Here is a 17,030-nt window from a genome sequence, read left to right as displayed (position 1 = left end):
TTGCCATGATCGATGAGCACACGCGGTCCGACGAGATCGGCTTCACCTTCGACGGGCATGCCGTGCGGACGAAGCCCGGCGTCTCGCTGTTGCAGGCGTGGCTGGGCGCCGGACTGCCGCTGACCGAGAACGTCGGCTGCATGGGGCAGGGCGTGTGCGGCGCGTGCCGAGTGCTGGTGCGGCGCGTCGGCGAGCGTCTGGCGGGCACGGCACTGGCCTGCGAGACGACAGCCGAGGCAGGCATGCAGGTGGCATTCGTCGACCATTTCCCGGCCCGTCGCCCGCACGCGTATGACCTGCATGCGCTGACCGACAGCTGGACGGCCATCGAGCAGATCGACGCGGTGTTCCCCGAAGCCAAGCATTGCCGCCACTGCAGCGGATGCGACCGCGCGTGCCCGAAGGGCATCGAGGTGCAGCGCATGGTCAACCTTGCCGCGGGCGGTCAGGCGGACGCGGCGGCGGCGCTCTTCGATCATTGCGTGCTGTGCAATCTTTGCGTGGCCGCTTGCCCGGAGCATATCGATCCGGCCCATCTCGGGCAGTTCGTGCGGCGGATGACTGCGGCGTCGACGCTGCGGCCGTCGGACCTGGTGACGCGCCTGCATGAGATCGCGGCGGGCACGCAAGTCATCGATTTCGACGCGGCAGGCGCAAATCCGCCGGTGTCTGCTGCCGGAGCCGACGGCGCAGTCGCCGACACGCGCGGAGGCGCCCGATGACAACGCCGGGCATTCCATATCAGCAGGCACTGCGCGCCTGGCACGCGGCCACGCCGGCGACCGCGCGTCCGCTGAACCTGCCGGCGCAGGCACTGCTTGCCGACTTTCACCCGGACCGCCAGCCAGGCGCCATGGTCTCGCTGCGTGTCGGCGCCAGTGCCGGACAGCAGTGCCCGGCTAGCCTGGCGGCGTTGCTCGAAGCCGACTCATTGCTTGAGGATGTCGACATTGCCGGCGCGCCGGTTCAAGATGCCGACGTCCTGATCATCGGCGGGGGCGGGGCGGGATGCGTCGCTGCGTTGACCGCGGCGCGCGCCGGCGCGCGTGTGCTGCTGGCAACCAAGCTGCGCCTGGGCGACAGCAACACGGTGATGGCCGAGGGCGGCATTCAGGCTGCCGTCGGCGCCGACGACAGCCTGCAGCGGCATTTCGAGGATACGCTTCGAAGCGGCCATTTCGTTGGCGACAAGTCGCTGGTCGCCGCGCTGGTCTCCGACGGGCCAGACGCCATCCGGTGGTTGATCCAGGAGGGCATGAGTTTCGATCTGGCTGGCGACGGTCAACGCATGGGGGGCACGCTGCTGCGCAAGAAGCCGGGCGGCGCGACGGCGGCGCGCCTGCTCTCGTATCGTGATTTCACGGGTCTGGAGTTGATGCGCGCATTGCGGGAGGCGGTGCTGCTGCAGCCCGGGATCACCGTGCTGGATCGGCATCCCGCGCTGGAGCTGCTGAGCGATGGTCGCGGGCGATGCGCGGGCGCGGTGCTGCACGATCTGGCACGCGGCCGATCCGTGCTCGCTCGCGCCGGCGCGACCGTGATGGCCACCGGCGGTGCGGGGCGCCTGCATCTGGGCGGGTTCCCGACTTCGAACCACTACGGCGCCACGGCCGACGGGCTGGTGCTGGCCTATCGGCTGGGCGCGCCGCTGCGCGAGATCGACAGTTTCCAGTTCCATCCCACCGGCATCGCGTGGCCTGCGCACATGGAAGGCGCACTGGTCAGCGAAGCGGCCCGTTCGTCGGGCGCTTTCCTGGTGAATGGCCGGGGTGAACGCTTCGTGGACGAACTGCAGCCGCGCGACATCGTCGCTGCTGCCATTCTTCGCGAAATCCGCGAGGGGCGCGGCGTCGAGCGGGATGGCCAGGCCGGGGTCTTTCTCGATACACCGACACTTGAACAAAGCCGACCAGGCGTGCTGCAGAGCGGGCTGGTGACGCTGCGCCATCTGGCCCATCGGGCCGGTTTCGATCCGGCGGTGGTACCGTTCTTGGTACGCCCCACGCTGCATTATCAAAACGGTGGGGTGGTCATGGATGTCGACGGGCGCACGCCGGTGCCAGGTCTACTGTGCGCCGGCGAGGTGGCCGGCGGCATTCATGGACGGAATCGCATGATGGGCAATGCGTTGCTCGAACTCGTCGTATTCGGCCGCCGCGCAGGCGCCACGGCCGCGGCGCACGCACGCGGGTGTGCGCCGCGCATGGTCGGCCTGACGCATCTCGCCGACTGGCGACGTGCGTTGATCGCGGCGGGCTTGCCCGTTGCGCGCAAGGCGCCGATGATCTTTCCCGCCTACGGCAATTTCGATATCGTCAGCGACCGGGAGCGTGCCGCATGAACCGGACGCTTCCGTCTTCGCTCGACGCCACCGACGCCACCGATGCGCCGATGCGCGTGCTCACCAGCGCGGCTGCCCAGGCCGGTCCCGAATTACCGGCCTGGCTGCAAGCCGGCGGTGGTCTCGGTCTGCAACGCGCGCTGCAGGCGCCCGATCGCATCATCGAGGTCTTGCGGGATGCCGGCCTGCGGGGGCTCGGCGGTGCCGGCTTTCCGACTCATCTGAAGTGGCATGCGGTGGCGGCGCTTGCGCCGCTGGCCGGGCAAGGCAAGTGGCTGATCTGCAACGGCAACGAGGACGAGCCAGGCACCTTCAAGGACCGATACCTGCTGAGCCGCACGCCGCATCAGGTGATCGAGGGTGCGCTGATCGGGGCACTGGCCGTGGCGGCGAATCACGTCGTTCTCTATGTGAATCCAGGACAGCCCGAGGCGGTGACGTCGGTCAGCGAGGCCGTGCAGGCGTGGTCCGGTCATCCGCTGCTCGCGCAGGTGGCCGAAGCCGTTGGCACGCCCGTGGAACTGCATGTGATACCAGGTTCGGGCTTGTATGTCGGCGGCGAGGAGACGGCCGCGGTCGCCAGCGTGATGGGCGGTTTTCCGTTTCCGTCGCTCAAGCCGCCGTTTCCGGCCGAGGCGGGCGTGCACGGTGCGCCGACGCTGATCAACAATACCGAGACGTTCGCGCATGTGCCGCACATCCTTCGGCACGGCGCGGCGTGGTATCGCACGCTGGGCCGTGGCGCGGCCGCGGGCACCAAGCTCTATTCCCTGTCAGGCGACGTCATGCGCCCTGGCTTGCACGAGCTGCCGATGGGCGTCACGTTGCGCGAGCTGATCTTCATCCATGGGGGCGGCATGCTGGGTAGCCGCCCGTTCAAGGCGGTGTTCACCGGGGGGCCATCGAACACGCTGTTGACCGCCGCTGATCTGGACGTCGCGCTCGACTTCGACAGCGTGCGCGAACGTGGCTCGCGTCTCGGCACGGGCGCAATGATCGTGGTGGGTGAGGGCACGAGCGTGCTGCGCAAGACGGCCGAGTATGTTGCATTCTTCGCCGACAATTCCTGCGGGCAATGCTCGTCGTGCAAGATCGGCACGCATCAGGTCTCGCGCATTCTCGACCGCATCGATGGCGGCGCCGGCCGGCAGAGCGACTTGAAAGCACTTGAAAACCTTGCACGACTGTTGCCCGGCTCCGGGCGTTGCGGCCTTGTCGACGGCGCGGCGACCGTGCTGGCGAGTTCGCTCAGCACTTTCCGTCACGAGTATGAGCGTGCGTTGAACCGCTGAGCGGGCCCGCGCGTGGCCTCTTGCTTACCGGTTGCCGATTGCCGGCTTGCGTCGGTGCAGGCGGTACAGCCAGGCCCGCCCTCGGATAGCCGGTCGGACCACCGGTGCGCGATCCGACAGCGATCCGGCGCCGGCGGCCTGTCGTGGTCGCCTATCTCGATTGCCCGAGGTGGTTGCTGAGGGTGTTGGCTTGAGGTGGCTGCTCGAGGTGGCTGCTTGAGGTGGCTGCTTGAGGTGGCTGCTTGAGGTGGCTGCTTGAGGTGGCCGCTTGAGGTGGCCGCTTGAGGGGCAGCTTGTGGTGATTGCCGACCGCTTGCTCAGCGCTCCGTCGGCGCTGCCGGCCGGCGGAGCGCGCCGTTCAGAATCCCGCCGACAGCGTCACATAGAAGAAACGGCCGGGCTCATTGTAGGTGTACGCGCCGGCGCTGCTGCTGTTCGACTGTCTATACAGCACCCGGTTGAAAAGGTTGCCGACGCCGATGCCCAACCGATAGTTCTTGCGGAATGCGTAGCTCGCACGCACGCCAAAAATCGCATATGAGCCGATCGACTGCAGTGCGGCTCCGCTGGCCGCCTCGCCCTTCGAGGTCAGCGTGCGGGAGTGCTGGCGTCCGTACAGCGTAGCGGTCGCCAGCAGCGTCAGTTGCTGAATCGGTCGCCATTCGATCGCGCTGTTCAGCGTGTATTTCGGAATGATGCTGAGTGGCTGATTGGTGTTCTTGTTGTTGTTGCTGAACATCCAGGTCACGTTGTTGGTCCATTTGAGCGTCTTTCCTTTGTCGCCCAGAAGCGGCACGTCGAAGTTCCCCTCCAGTCCGTGGATCAAGGCGGGACCGCTGTTGTTCCATTTGAACAGCCGGTACTGGCTTTGATTCGACGCGGTCTGGTCGTACATGTCAGCGGCGATCTTGTTCTGGTAATCGTTTCGGAAGTACGTAAGGCTCGCATCCCAGCCACTGAAATTGTTCCAGGCAATGCCGATTTCCTTGTTCACGCTGATCTCGGGTCGGAGATTCGGATTGCCCTGGATGTAGCAAGGGCCGGAGACGCCGACCGGGCAGCCGTTGCCGCGCGTCACATACCAATAGTAGGGATCGCTCTGGTACAGGTTGGGCGCCTTGAACGCGCGCGCGATGCCCGCACGCAGCGTGAACTGCGGTGAAATATCGTAGGTGGCGTTAAGGCTGGGGCTGAAATTGTTGCCGAATCTGTTTAGGTGATCGAAACGAAGGCCGGGTGTCAAAATCAGCCGACGCGTGAGTTCGATGTTATTTTCCAGATAGAGCGCCGCGTCGGCCGAGCTGGTGCTGGTTTCGACGGCACGGCTGCCATCGGGCTGTGGCTGCGCGACGAGGTTCGGATCGTCGAGGTGCTGGTAGCGGTATTCAAAACCGCTGGTGAGTACCTGGCTGATGCCGCCCAGACGTATCGGCGTGTGCAGTTCTCCATTGACGAAGTAGCTCCGCAGCTGTGACGCCACCGTTGCCATCGGCATCTGGCATGCACCTTCGACGCCGCCTGCCATGCCCTTCTTGCAGTCGGCGTTGGTGGTGCCTTCGTATTGGAACGACAGTCTCGAATCGCCCAGCGCGCCCCAGTCACCGGTGTGCGTCAGGGAGGCGGTCCGCCGATAGGTCCGGCGTACCTCGGCGCCCTGTTGCGGCATGTCAGCGAGCGCTTCACCGTTGGAGCCTGGCCCCACCGGATATTCTCCCGTATAGATGTTGCCTTGACGACCGAAGCCGGCGTCGAACTCCAGCGTCTGATCGGGCGTGAGCTGCCAACGCAACAGTCCGTTGATGTCCTTGTTGCGCATGCCTTCGCGGCCAGCTGCGCCTCGGCCCAGCGCGTGCGCGGCATTGATGTCCGGGGAGTCGGCGTCGGTCTTTGCAACGTTGCCATAGACCCGGAATGACAGCTTGTCGCCGATCGGCCCGGCGAGATTGACGCCGAGGCGCTGCGTGCCACCCTCGGCACTGTCTTCCGGCACGCTGTAGTAGCTGGTAAGCGAGCCGGAAAGACGATCCGTGGTCTTCTTCGTGACGATATTGATCACGCCACCCGCCGCGCCTGACCCATACCGCGCGGCTGCAGGGCCGCGGATGACCTCGATATGATCGACCGCGTCGGCTGGCACCCAGTTGGTGTCGCCGTGCGTGTCGCGCTCACCGCTGCGTCGCATCATTTGCGAATCGCGTGAATTGACCGGTTTGCCATCCACCAGCACCAGGGTGTTTTCAGGCCCCATGCCGCGCAGATCGATCTGTCGCTGGTTGCCGTAGGCGCCGGACGAGCCGGCGCCGGTCAGGTTGACCCCCGGCATCGTGCGGATCAGTTCGGCGAGGTCGTTCGCAGGGGGGCGGTCTTCGATGTCCTGGCGTGTAATCAGGGACGCGCCAAGCGACTGCTTGAGTTCGGTTTCGGCGGTTCCCAGCACGCGAACCTCGGCAAGGCTGCCTTCGTCCACGACGGATGTTTGTTCGATCGTGAAGGAGCCGTCAGCGTTATGCCTGGCGCGCAGACCTTGATCCCGCACCAGCCGCTCCAGCCCGTCTTGAACGGTATAGTCTCCCGATAAGCCGGGGCTTTGGCGGTCACCGACAAGGCTCGGCGGAACGTGCAAGGCCAGGCCTGCAGCGGCCGCGAAGCGTGCCAGGACGCGGTCCAATCGCCCGCCGGGAATTTGGTAGGTTTGCGTCTGTGTAGGCGTGGCGCTCGCTTCGCCCACGCCTTGAGCGTATGCCCCGGGCGGAAGCAAGGCGAGGGACCCGATGAACAACGCACAGGCGAGCCTGGTCGAGCGGATCGGCGGCAGCTTCGGACGTGCCGCGCTTGTCCTCGCTTCCCGACAGCGCGCGTGGGACGAGGCGGTTGCAGCGTCGCTCGTTCGAGCAACGCCTTCAGTGCACAACAAGTGGTTCAACTTCACGGCACAACTCCTTCGGATACGGGGACTTCCACCGTGTATTCCGAACGAGCGCGCAAAACCCGCAATGCGCGGCCCAAGAAAATGTGATTGAACCTTTCGTACGAGTCAGGCGCAGCGTGGCACCGAATGACAGAATGTGCAGTCGCGACCTTCACGCGCCGGTGGTCAGCGCCGGTCGTCAGCGCGGGTCGTCAGCGCGGGTCGCCACAGCTTCGTAAGTAGAACGGAGCAGTGCAAACAGTCAGGGAGCGAAGACGGCCAGTGGGGCAGCGGCGGCGCACATGCACAGTCATTCATGGCCGGAACGCCGCGGCGCGATGCAAGGCTGAGCACGGTTGCGGCTACCGATCTAACACTCACGCCACCCCGGTGTCGACCACCGCAGCGTGCTGGCCCGCCAGGGCTGTGGGCGGACGCGAAGTTCCGCGAAACAGCCCGGGACATTCCGAATCGCGACCCGAGGCTGCCGATGTCGAGCACGGCGCCCCGCGGCGAGAGGACGACACCTGCGGTGGTCGTGCTTTCAGGGATGCGCTGAGCATGACGCCGAAACAGCGGCTCGTGACAGCAGCATAGACTCTACTTCCCACTCGCGCTACAAGCGGGGGTATTACCCGGCATCCCTTCGAGACCATCCAACATGCCAGCCGCGCGATCGGCGGCTGGATACGCTTTTATAACGGCCGGCGCCCGCATCAGGCGCTAGGCATGAAGCCTCCGGCCGAGGCATACGCTTTAGCTGCATAACCTGAGCAGGTTCTGCTGGGTCAATACACCGACGGCGGAACGCCGGGATGCACCATTTGGAGAGGGGAAGATCACGCCGGGAATTGTCGTGACACTGACACGACAGTCGATTTTCACGGCAGAAGAAAAATTCGCCGGGCATTGTCTGCCGAATTGGCCCAGCCACAAGCCAGCTCGGCGCGGGCGAATTTCCGAGACACTGTCTAGGAAATTCAGACGGGCAGCTTGCGAGCCCGCTACTGGTCGCCGGGATGTCTACGATTAAGGGAACTGCCGCTCCGGAATTCTCGTATCAGTGATACGAGAATCAAAAGGCTTCGATAGCGTCAGCATTGCGGTGAACTCCTGCATCGTCTCCTGATCATTCGCGCTGGCTTCATGCAACGCAGCCATATCGTCCAACAAGGATTCTATGATCGGGCTTTTCATGGAAGTCAGACAGCGACAGTGATGCCCGGCGCGTACTCGCGCCGCGCAGGCTGCACTACGATTTCCACATGCTGATCCAGCGACACCAGCGCCTGCATCAAACGCTCCAGCGAAATGTTCCGGAGCTTGTAGCGACGAACCTGAGACACCTTAGGCTGGGTCATGCCCGTGATGTGGGCCGCTTCGGTCTGGCTCAGGTCGCGCTGGTCGATTAGCGCGTTGAGCTTGAGTGCGAGCGCCGCCTTCGCGGACAGTTCTTCCGCATCGTCGAAACCGAGATCCAGCAGCACGTTGTCGGTCCCTTGAGGGGTATCTTTGCGACTCATCATGTTCTCCTGTTCGCCGCGTAGCGGGCCAGCACTGCCTTCAACCGTTTCTCGATCAACTCCACGTCCGGCTGCGGCGTGGCGATGCCGGACTTGGACTTCTTCTGGAACGCATGCAGCACATGCACCGCGTCCCCGACCTTCACTGTGTAAACCGCACGGAAAGTGTCGCCTCGATGGTCTTCCACCAGTTCGTACACCCCAGAACCCAGCCCCTTCCAGGGCTTAGCCGAATCGGGCGTGCCGCCCAACTGGACGACGAATAACGACACGCCCATGTCCTTCTGCACGGGGACGGGGAACGCCTTGAAGTCCTTCTTCGATGAGCCTTCCCAGTACAGGGGCTTGCTTCTCTCTGTCATAATTATATCCGTTCGGATATAGATGGCAACCGCCTGAATTGTCGCGACAGCGTTGCGACAGTTGGGCTGGCGAGATCAGTATCAGGATGCCGCCGCACCAACGGCGCGGCGCCGCGGGACGTGAAAGCTCGCAGGCCGGTCATATCGCCATTTCCTCCGAACGGCGGGCGTCGTCTGAGCCAGCTGCTCACTCAGCCCCTGCAGCCGCCGCCAGGCACGCTCGTGGTCGGCGTGTGCGTCGCGCCAGCGACGGCACGCGGCGCGATCGCGGTCCGTCGTGTCGTCCGACCAGAGACGCGCCATCCAGAGGCTCGCGTGTTCGACAATGTCCGGATCGATCGAGGCTTTCTGTCGCATTGCGTTGGTGAGTCAGCTGCCATGGGTTGCCTGCGTCGAACCGTACCGCGCGTCATAGCAGGCGCGCAGGGCGGTGGCGACGTATTTTTCGACAGACGATACGGAGACCGCCAGTCGCGCTGCGATATCGCGATAACTCAGGCCGTCGAGCCTGCTGAGCAGCAGGGCCGCTCGCGTGCCGGCGGGAAGCTGCTGCAATGCGCGATCGATGGCCACTACGGTCTCGATGATCGCCGCCCGGGTTTCCTCGCAAGGAATCTGTCGCGGCGCGAGTGCGGCTAGCGTATCGAGATAAGCGGATTCGATCTCGCGCCGACGATGTAGATCAACGGCGAGGCACTTGGCGACATGCGCGAGATATGGGCGGGCACTGTCCGTGTCGGGGGTGCGTCCGGTTGCCAGCAATCGTAGATAGGTATCGTGCGCGAGGTCGGCCGCGTCGCACGTATTGCCGAGCCGCTTTCGCAGAAAGTTGATCAGCCAGCCGTGATGGGCGCGATAGAGATGGTCCAGGGCACCGTTGCTTGATGCAGTCCCGCATGCGGTGCTCGGCAGTGTCGCAGTTTCCAAGACAAGCCTTTTTCGTAATGCAAATCATTACCGTTTATAGCATTGGAAGATGTCGCTGCCAACGTTGAGACGTTGTGTCGATGCGGACTTCATTGACAACTGGCGCAAGCCGCGGCATCCGCCGCGCGCTTCTGCGCTGACGGGATTTTTCGACAACAAAGACGCGAGGGCGGGCAACGAAGGGCCTTGGCGCCAACGGTATCGACTCGATTCGACTCACGGTGCGGTCCGCGCGATCCGCAGTCTCAAAGCTCGACTTTAATGGAAAGGCACAAGAGAAACTGTCAACGTTTCTGAAGCCGATAAGCGTGCACGGAAAATTGCGGCTTTCGCCATCGTCAGGCGCTGCGGCATGCATGTGAGGGCTTTACTCGCCACGGATGCTTCCAGGCCGGCTTGATCGAACGATCGGCATGACGCGCTCGATTCAGCCCCGCGTGATGTAAAACCAATGCGGTGCCAGGCGACGTTGCTCGAGTGTCCGTTCGATGGCGGGTGTGTCGTCGGTAGGCAAATAAAGGAAGGCGTTGCCCCACGGCGTGCCGCCCGGCATCCGCTCGTCCAGAGCAATCCCGCCTCTGCCGATGCGATCGAAGCCTGACAGTGAGAGTGCATCGAGCGTCGCGCGCAGCGCGTGATAGCGCGCGACCGGCACTTGCAGCCGGTGCAATAGGTCGTCCTCATATACGGTCGGCTGCGGCGTGTCGGGAGCATCCGGCGCGTCCGGGGCGACGCGCCGACGATAGCGGGTCACCAATTGCTCATTGATGAAGCGGTAGCTGTCGAACCGCTGGATGTCGTTGATGGGCGCCGCCACCGCCTCATCGTGGCCAAGCTGGAGTGACGTGATGGTCGGCACCGCGTCGATCTGGGTGACGAGTGCGTCGAGGCGCGAGCGATTCAACCAGAAGTAGCCAAGCGTGGTCCCGAATGCGAGCCACAGCACAGCGCCCAACGCTGCCGACGCGATGGTGGTGGCCAGCCATCGCCGCCGCGTGGAACCAGCAAACGTCGCGACGGACGCGATCGCTGTGCCGGCCCCGACCACGGCGATTGTCGGCAGGTAAGCCGCAACGCCGCCGACAAAGGCTGCGCTGGCAATGCCGCCGATCGCCAGCGTGAGCCACCGTGTCGTGCCGCTGCGCATCTGTTGCCGGTGCCTTTGTCGTCTCATGTGGATATCGTTCGTTGCGGTCCGCCTGCAAGCTGGATGCGACGGACCGCCGTCAGGGCTGCCGCGAGCGTGTCATGGATTCATCGCCGCCGCCGGGTTGCCATGCCGACGTCTTGTGATGCCGGCTCCTGATTGCAAGGTGTCGCGCCCGCCAGCTTGGTGAGACGCATACTGACGCGACAGTGCGACCATCGGTGCGCCGATTTCGGTATCGATGGCGAGCGCTCGGGTTTTGCCGCACCGGAATCATCTGCTCACGTTGCAGTGCCGAACCGCTCCCTGTAGTCGCTTGGACTGACGCCGTGCAGCTTTGCGAACGCGCGCCGCATCGTTTCCTCCGAACCGAAGCCGCAGCGTGCCGCGATGCGCTTGATGGGCAGACGTGTCTCGGCGAGCATTTGACGCGAGGCTTCCACACGCAAGCGCTCCACCGCGCTCGCCGGTGTCATGCCGGTCGCCTCGCGATAACGCCGCAGGAACGTGCGCTCGCTCATGCCAGCCCGGTCAGCCAGACGCGGCAGCGACAGGTCTTCCGCGAGGTGCTCGGCCAGCCAGTCGTGCAACGACGCGAAGCGCTCGTCCGCCGCTTGCAGCGCCAACAATGCGCTGAACTGCGCTTGTCCGCCAGGACGTTTCAGGAACACCACGAGGCTGCGGGCGACCTCCAGCGCAATGGCGCGGCCGAGGTCTTCCTCGACCATCGCGAGCGCGAGATCAATGCCCGCGGTGACGCCGGCCGAAGTCCAGATGGCACCGTCGCGCACGAAGATCGGGTCGGTCTCTACCCGGACCAGAGGGAAGCGACGCGCCAGCTCATCACAGTGGCGCCAGTGCGTGACCGCCCGTTTTCCATCAAGCAGCCCGGTCGCAGCGAGCAGAAATGCACCGGTACAGACCGAAGCGACGCGCCGCGCGCGGCTCGCCCGAGTGCGCACCCAGTCGCGCAATGTTTCGTCCCGCGCGGCCTCCATGACGCCGCGGCCGCCCGCGACGATCAGCGTATCTGGCGGTCCGACGGTCGTGTCCGCCGCTGCGACGGCGAACGCAATGCCAGATGTCGCGACGACCTGCGCCGCTCCCGGCGCAATGACCTGCACGTCGTAAGCCGTTTGCCCGAGCGCCGCCGCGACCAGTTCGTTAGCGGCGGTGAATACCTGGCCTGGTCCGGCGATGTCCAACATCTGGACGTCCGGGAAGGCCACCAACTCGACGCGCCTGCAGATGGCGGCTGTCGCTGCTTCGGCTGGGCGCGACGTGCGGCTTCGCCCATGCGGCTTTGCGACCGAACGCGCGCGCGGTGTACGTTCGGCCGAATGCGTTGGCGACGGCTGCCGTGGCGGCTCGGGCTGCAAGGTCGGTGCCGGAAGCTGTGGCGGAACTTGTGGCGGAATCCGTGGCTTGAGTGTCGGCATCGCCACACGCTAACGCACTACAGTGTCGATGTCGAGCACACCCACCCGGAGCCATGCCCATGTCACAGAACGCACCGCTCGTCATCGGATCGCTCGCATTCGATGGCATTGACCAGATCGACCTGACAGGCCCGTTCGAAGTTCTGTCGCGCCTGCCCGGCGCGACGCACCGTATCTACGCGCGTTCGACCGATCCGGTTCGAGATGTTCACGGATTGCGCATCGTCCCTGATGCGACGCTGGATGATGCGCCTCGACTGGACGTGCTCCATGTGCCAGGTGGACCCGGACAGGAGGCACTGATGCACGACGAGGTCGTGCTTCAGTGGTTGCGGCAGCAGTCGGCGGGGGCGCGGCGGGTATTGTCGGTCTGTACCGGCGCGCTCGTGCTTGGCGCAGCGGGTCTGCTGCGTGGTCGCCGCGCCACTACCCACTGGAACTCCTTCCACCTGCTGCCGTGCTTTGGTGCGGAGGCGGTGGATCAGCGCGTGGTCGTCGACGGCAAATGGATCTTCGCGGCGGGCGTCACTGCCGGGATCGACGGCGCATTGCGCCTGGCGGCGGATATGCTCGGCGATACCGTCGCGCAATCGATTCAACTCGGCATGGCCTACGCGCCGGAGCCGCCATTCGACAGCGGCACGCCGGCCACCGCACCCGCGTCCGTACTGGCGGCAGCGCGCGCGGCAGCGGCGGAGCTCACCGCCCGCCGCGAGGCAACTGCCCGTACTGTTGCCGCGCGGCTAGGGATCGGCAGCTAAGGGCCTGGCCTCGCGTCCGCGCGTGAGCGGGGCGCAGTGCGGCCGGCGCGTTCACACGGCGCGGCGGCCCGGACGGCGCCGCCGCGCCGTGTACGGCATTGCGCTGCGGATGCCTATTTGAGGGCGGCCGCGCCGGCTTCCGCGATCGCCTCGTCGTGTTGCGGGGTGTCGGCGGAGACACCGATCGCCCCGACGATTCGGCCGTCATTCACGATCGGCACACCGCCTCGCATCAGCACGAAGCCCTGTGCGGTGATCGCGGCGGGGCGCGGCCCGTTGATTGCGTCCTCCAGAGCGCCGCTAGGGCGCCGGAACAGGGCGGCAGTGCGCGCTTTGCCGGGCGCAAGCTCGACGCCCGCCGGGACCGACGCGTCATCCATGCGCAGCAGCACGATCGGCGAACCGGCGCTATCGACAACGGCGATGACGCAGGGCCATCCCGAGGCCTGGGCTTTCGCTTGCGCGGCCGCCGCGACGCGCTGTGCCGCGGCAAGCGTCAGTACCGGTTGGGTGGGCAGTTCGACGGCACCCGCCGACGCCGCGCTGGCACAGAGCGCAGTTGCGAGTGTGAACGTGGCAAGGGCGTGTGGGAAGCGAGGCATTTCAGGACTCCAGGAGTGGCTTTCTAAACCGTCGATTAGAGCAGTCGCGATAATTCGGTTCAATAAAGCTAGCTGATGAGATAATTCGGAAAAACCGAATTTCGAAGCATGACTCTCTGGTCCTCATGGAACTGCGTCACCTACGCTCATTCATTGTGGTGGCGGAAACGCTCCACTTTGGCCAGTCTGCGGAGCGGATCGGCGTATCGCCCCCAACGCTGACAGCGCAGATCCAGGAACTGGAACGCGCGCTGCAGGCGAGGCTGTTCAACCGGACCAAGCGTTCGGTGGCGCTGACGCCGGCCGGCGAGGCCTTCCTGGCCGAGGCGCGCGCCACGCTGGAGCAGCTCGATCGCGCCGTTCACGTCGGAAGGCGGGCCGGACGCGGCCAGGTCGGCCGCGTCGAGATCGGGTATGTCGGCTCCGCCGTGTTTTCAGGCGCGCTCCAGGATCAAGTCCGCCGATTCCGAACGCAATGGCCGGACGTGATGGTGAACACAAATGAATTCCCAAATGAAAAGCTGCCAACCCTGATCGAGGAAGGAAGGGTGGATGTCGCGTTCATCCGCAGCCCGGTGGCCCATCCGCCGTCGCTCGCGAGTCACATCGTGGCAAGGGATCGCTTTTGTGTCGCGTTGTCCGTCGACCACCCGCTGGCGATGCATGCCGGCAAGATCCGACCCGCTGCGCTTGCCGAGGAGTCGTTCGTTGTTCCCGAACAAGTGCTGGGCTTGCAGGAGGTGGCGCGGCGGGGTGCCTTCACGCCGGCCGTCGTCTCCACGCCGGGTACCCTGGTGGCGGTGTTGGCGCAGGTTGCATTAGGCGTCGGCGTCGCGATCGTCCCCAGCGTTCTGATCAAATCGGTCAAGCTGCCCGACGTGGTCTTCAATGAGCTCGCCGGTCCGATCATTCATTCGGAGGTGGCGGCGCTTTACCGAAAGCACGAGCGATCCCAGACCGTGCGTCACCTGATCGATCAGGTCGTCGCGTCCGCGCCCAGGCGGTGAAAGTGGTGAGGGCGCCGAAGGCCGGGAGCGCAGGGCGCACCGGCTGATCAAGCCGCTCCTGCCCACTGCCGCCTCGGATAGCTCGGCGAAGGTTCTGGACGGAGCGCGCCGCATCGACGCGTCCGAGAAGCGCGACCGCTGATGCCAGGTACGGCGAGCGCCCGGCCCGCCGTACCAAGCCGGGCCGACGCGTCTCTCTCGCCCCATGCGCGCCACGCGCCTGTTCGTTTCCGCTTGCTGGTGACTCGCATCACGTTTGCGGCAGCGTTTCCTGGCAGAGGGCAAGCAATTCGCCACGCAGCCAGCGCTGCGCCGGATCGCGGTCAAGCCGGGGATGCCAGATCGCGCAGACGTTGAATGCCGGGACTGCCAGCGGCAGTTCGAACCACTGCACGCCGTTCCGTGTGCCGTAACCGGGCACGAAGCCGTTGTCCACACAGGAATGCGGGACCACGGCCAGCAGATCGGATTGCCGTACGATTTGGAGCGCGTTCGTGTACGCGGGCACGATGATCTGGATTCGGCGCACGCCGCCGAGCGCGGCCAGCGCGCCGTCAGCAGCGTTTTCAATGGCGCCGGATCGCGAGACCAGAACGTGGCCATGCGCGAGAAATTGTTCCGGGCCAATATGGGACAACGCGGTCAACGGGTGACCACTGCGGCACACGCCGACGTAACGGTCCCGGAACAGTGCCCGGGCGCGCAATTCCGGAGCCGACGTGTTGAGCACGCCTATTTCGAGATCGAGCGCCCCTTGACGCAGCGGCTCGACATTCCAGTCCGGTTTGGGCGCGAAGCGCAGACACACGCGCGGCGCGGTCTGGGCGAGCCGCCTGAGCAGGATTGCGGAGACCAGTTCGATGAAGCCTTCGCCCGCACGAATGGTGAAGGTCCGTTCGAGCCGGGCCAGGTCGAGGGCGTGTCGCGCCGGTGCCAGCGCCGCCTGCGCCTCGCGGGTCAGAGCCGGCAAGCGCTCGCCAAGTTCCATCGCATAGGGTGTCAGCACCAACGCGCGCCCCGCCTGTATCAACAGCGGGTCGCCGGTGCTTCGACGCAGGCGAGCCAGCGTTCGGCTCATCGCCGACACGCTGAGGCCCGTCCGGCGGGCCGCACCGGTCACGCTGCGCTCGGCGAGCAGTGCATCCAGTGCGGGTAGGAGATTGAGGTCGACGCTTGGCATGTCTTCAGCATAACGGCAAACGGTGCGATCCAGGGCGAACCGGCCGAGAACCCGGCCGCTACCCAGGGCGCGCGATGCAACGCTCGATTGCAGCCAGCGCGTCTGGCGCAAGGCATCGCGCGGTTGGAAAATGGCTCGATCGCACGGCTCACGAGACACCCCATGTCCGCAATCCAAACTGCAGCGCCCACGATCCTGCTGATCGGCGCCTCGCGAGGCCTGGGCCTGGCCATCGCCGAGCGTTTCGTCCTTAAAGGGTGGAACGTCGTCGGTACCGTCCGCGGGCATGCGCACACCGGCCTGCACGATCTCGCGGCTCGGCATCCGGCTCGAGTCGCAATCGAATCGCTGGACATCACCAGACCGCAGGAGCTCCTGTCGCTGCGCGAGCGTCTGTCGGACAGGCGTTTCGAGATACTGTTCGTCAACGCCGGTACGACCAACCCGGACCCGACGCAGGCGATTGGCGCCGTCTCGACGGACGATTTCGTGAACCTGATGGTCACGAATGCGCTCAGCCCGATGCGGGTGGTCGAGAAACTCGTCGGTCTCGTACGCCCCGCGGGCTTGATCGGCGTGATGTCATCGGGGCAAGGCAGCATCGCGAACAACACGCGCGGGCAGCGCGAGCTCTACCGTGGCAGCAAGGCGGCGCTCAACCAGTTCATGCGCAGCTTCGCCGCGCGCCATGCAGAAACGCCGCTTGCAATGCTGGTGATGGCGCCGGGGTGGGTCAGAACCGAACTAGGTGGAGAGGACGCGCCCCTGTCCATCGATGACAGCATTCCTAGCCTGGTCGATGTCATGCTGGGCAAGCAAGGTCGGCCGGGCCTCGAATACCTGGATTATCTGGGCCGGACCGTTCCCTGGTGAGACACGGGCTGCCCGGCGTGGCGGCCCGCTTCGTCGATTGCACGGGCAGGGGCTGCGCTCGGACGCGTGATGACTTGCGTCCTACCGGCCTGCTGTGTGTCGTTCCGGCTTCAGCGCAGCAAGGATTCGCGGTGCCTGCGCTGTCTCGAGCGCAGCGTGCCGGCCGTCCCGTGCTGTTCGCCGGCGTCAGAAACGATCTTTGGCGCAACGGTGTCGTCCCTGTCGTCGTTCGGAAGATCACGACGCAACGGATGCTGTTCCGGATTGGCGCAGGAGCCCGGGAGCGTCGGTATGCGTGCTCGGGCGTCAGCCGGATCAGCGGAAGAGGGAATCACACGGCGCGAATCGCGAGATATGGTACGGCTGTTGTCCGATGCGGACCGGCGCGGCCACCGGCCGGCTCGACGAAATGGACGCTCGCCAGTGCTGACCGGGCGCCGCAAACGTTGGTCGCCCACCGGTGCGATGGCTGGCGTCGCATGTCGGCGGTGGCCGCGAAAAGAATCGTGCAGACCGAGTGTCGATGTTGGGCGCGTGATGGATCGGTTCGGTCCGATCGGACCGGCATCCGGACTGCTTGCCGCAACCGCGCTCGCAATGGACCGCAACCGTCCGGCCGGTGTCACGGAAATTGCAGCACCGGCGAGCGGACCGCCCTGCTGCAACGT

Annotated in this window: 17 protein-coding genes; 7 read left to right on the top strand and 10 right to left on the bottom strand. The window is 65.3% G+C overall.

Annotation, left to right across the window (positions count from 1 at the left end; genetic code table 11):
* The first annotated feature begins 5 nt into the window (after positions 1 to 5).
* Genes BLU54_RS04425 through BLU54_RS04415 form a run of 3 tightly spaced genes read left to right on the top strand, consistent with a single transcriptional unit; the run spans position 6 to position 3,633 of the window.
* Positions 6 to 722 (top strand): 2Fe-2S iron-sulfur cluster-binding protein, encoded by a 717-nt coding sequence (locus BLU54_RS04425; protein ID WP_139169483.1) that lies wholly within the window; start codon positions 6 to 8, stop codon positions 720 to 722.
* Entirely contained in the window at positions 719 to 2,341 is a 1,623-nt protein-coding gene (locus BLU54_RS04420; protein ID WP_091905191.1) for an FAD-binding protein, read from the top strand. The genes BLU54_RS04425 and BLU54_RS04420 overlap by 4 nt, the downstream gene beginning before the upstream one ends.
* A 50-nt stretch (positions 2,342 to 2,391) precedes the next feature.
* Positions 2,392 to 3,633 carry a complex I 51 kDa subunit family protein gene (locus BLU54_RS04415; RefSeq protein WP_091905994.1) on the top strand — a complete coding sequence of 414 codons (1,242 nt, stop codon included), beginning with the start codon at positions 2,392 to 2,394 and terminating at the stop codon, positions 3,631 to 3,633.
* Between the two features lie 358 nt (positions 3,634 to 3,991).
* On the opposite strand, the gene BLU54_RS04410 is transcribed toward BLU54_RS04415, so the two are convergent.
* Positions 3,992 to 6,169, bottom strand: coding sequence for a FepA family TonB-dependent siderophore receptor (locus BLU54_RS04410; RefSeq protein WP_268874491.1), 2,178 nt, complete (start codon positions 6,167 to 6,169; stop codon positions 3,992 to 3,994).
* A gap of 1,002 nt (positions 6,170 to 7,171) precedes the next feature.
* On the opposite strand from BLU54_RS04410, the gene BLU54_RS04405 reads away from it, so the two are divergent.
* On the top strand, positions 7,172 to 7,309 hold the full coding sequence (locus tag BLU54_RS04405; protein WP_268874504.1) for an integrase core domain-containing protein: 138 nt from the start codon (positions 7,172 to 7,174) through the stop codon (positions 7,307 to 7,309).
* 261 nt (positions 7,310 to 7,570) lie between these two features.
* Here BLU54_RS04405 and BLU54_RS23595 read toward each other — a convergent pair whose 3' ends face one another.
* The 7 genes from BLU54_RS23595 to BLU54_RS04370 all read right to left on the bottom strand — a co-directional run bounded on the left by BLU54_RS23595 (position 7,571) and on the right by BLU54_RS04370 (position 11,750).
* Positions 7,571 to 7,738 carry a hypothetical protein gene (locus BLU54_RS23595; RefSeq protein WP_170845015.1) on the bottom strand — a complete coding sequence of 56 codons (168 nt, stop codon included), beginning with the start codon at positions 7,736 to 7,738 and terminating at the stop codon, positions 7,571 to 7,573.
* A 5-nt stretch (positions 7,739 to 7,743) separates the two neighbouring features.
* Positions 7,744 to 8,067: a helix-turn-helix domain-containing protein gene (locus BLU54_RS04400; RefSeq protein WP_456236524.1), complete on the bottom strand. Its 324-nt coding sequence runs from the start codon at positions 8,065 to 8,067 to the stop codon at positions 7,744 to 7,746.
* The gene (locus BLU54_RS04395) at positions 8,064 to 8,426 is read right to left on the bottom strand and encodes a type II toxin-antitoxin system RelE/ParE family toxin (RefSeq protein WP_091905182.1); all 363 of its coding nucleotides are present in this window, start codon (positions 8,424 to 8,426) and stop codon (positions 8,064 to 8,066) included. Before BLU54_RS04395 ends, BLU54_RS04400 begins: the two co-directional genes overlap by 4 nt.
* Before the next feature lie 81 nt (positions 8,427 to 8,507).
* Positions 8,508 to 8,729 carry a FecR/PupR family sigma factor regulator gene (locus BLU54_RS24505; protein WP_211435308.1) on the bottom strand — a complete coding sequence of 74 codons (222 nt, stop codon included), beginning with the start codon at positions 8,727 to 8,729 and terminating at the stop codon, positions 8,508 to 8,510.
* A 66-nt stretch (positions 8,730 to 8,795) separates the two neighbouring features.
* Entirely contained in the window at positions 8,796 to 9,338 is a 543-nt protein-coding gene (locus BLU54_RS04385) for a sigma-70 family RNA polymerase sigma factor (protein ID WP_170845041.1), read from the bottom strand.
* 442 nt (positions 9,339 to 9,780) lie between these two features.
* The gene (locus BLU54_RS04375; protein WP_211435300.1) at positions 9,781 to 10,527 is read right to left on the bottom strand and encodes a hypothetical protein; all 747 of its coding nucleotides are present in this window, start codon (positions 10,525 to 10,527) and stop codon (positions 9,781 to 9,783) included.
* Between the two features lie 254 nt (positions 10,528 to 10,781).
* Positions 10,782 to 11,750, bottom strand: a complete 969-nt coding sequence (locus BLU54_RS04370) for a GlxA family transcriptional regulator (RefSeq protein ID WP_268874503.1) — start codon at positions 11,748 to 11,750, stop codon at positions 10,782 to 10,784.
* 248 nt (positions 11,751 to 11,998) lie between these two features.
* Here BLU54_RS04370 and BLU54_RS04365 point away from each other — a divergent pair, with 248 nt between their 5' ends.
* Complete coding sequence (locus BLU54_RS04365) at positions 11,999 to 12,700, top strand: DJ-1/PfpI family protein (protein ID WP_091905169.1); 702 nt, start codon at positions 11,999 to 12,001, stop codon at positions 12,698 to 12,700.
* A gap of 113 nt (positions 12,701 to 12,813) precedes the next feature.
* On the opposite strand, the gene BLU54_RS04360 is transcribed toward BLU54_RS04365, so the two are convergent.
* Positions 12,814 to 13,302 carry a GlcG/HbpS family heme-binding protein gene (locus BLU54_RS04360; RefSeq protein ID WP_091905167.1) on the bottom strand — a complete coding sequence of 163 codons (489 nt, stop codon included), beginning with the start codon at positions 13,300 to 13,302 and terminating at the stop codon, positions 12,814 to 12,816.
* Between the two features lie 125 nt (positions 13,303 to 13,427).
* Here BLU54_RS04360 and BLU54_RS04355 point away from each other — a divergent pair, with 125 nt between their 5' ends.
* Positions 13,428 to 14,309: a LysR family transcriptional regulator gene (locus BLU54_RS04355; RefSeq protein ID WP_091905165.1), complete on the top strand. Its 882-nt coding sequence runs from the start codon at positions 13,428 to 13,430 to the stop codon at positions 14,307 to 14,309.
* A gap of 250 nt (positions 14,310 to 14,559) precedes the next feature.
* On the opposite strand, the gene BLU54_RS04350 is transcribed toward BLU54_RS04355, so the two are convergent.
* A complete protein-coding gene (locus tag BLU54_RS04350; RefSeq protein WP_091905992.1) occupies positions 14,560 to 15,489 on the bottom strand; it encodes a LysR substrate-binding domain-containing protein in 930 nt (309 codons plus the stop codon).
* A gap of 162 nt (positions 15,490 to 15,651) precedes the next feature.
* On the opposite strand from BLU54_RS04350, the gene BLU54_RS04345 reads away from it, so the two are divergent.
* Positions 15,652 to 16,362, top strand: coding sequence for an SDR family NAD(P)-dependent oxidoreductase (locus tag BLU54_RS04345; protein WP_091905163.1), 711 nt, complete (start codon positions 15,652 to 15,654; stop codon positions 16,360 to 16,362).
* Positions 16,363 to 17,030: the final 668 nt, after the last annotated feature.

The organism is Chitinasiproducens palmae, assembly GCF_900095735.1.
Lineage (GTDB): Bacteria > Pseudomonadota > Gammaproteobacteria > Burkholderiales > Burkholderiaceae > Chitinasiproducens > Chitinasiproducens palmae.
This window is presented reverse-complemented; position numbering and strand designations above follow the sequence as displayed.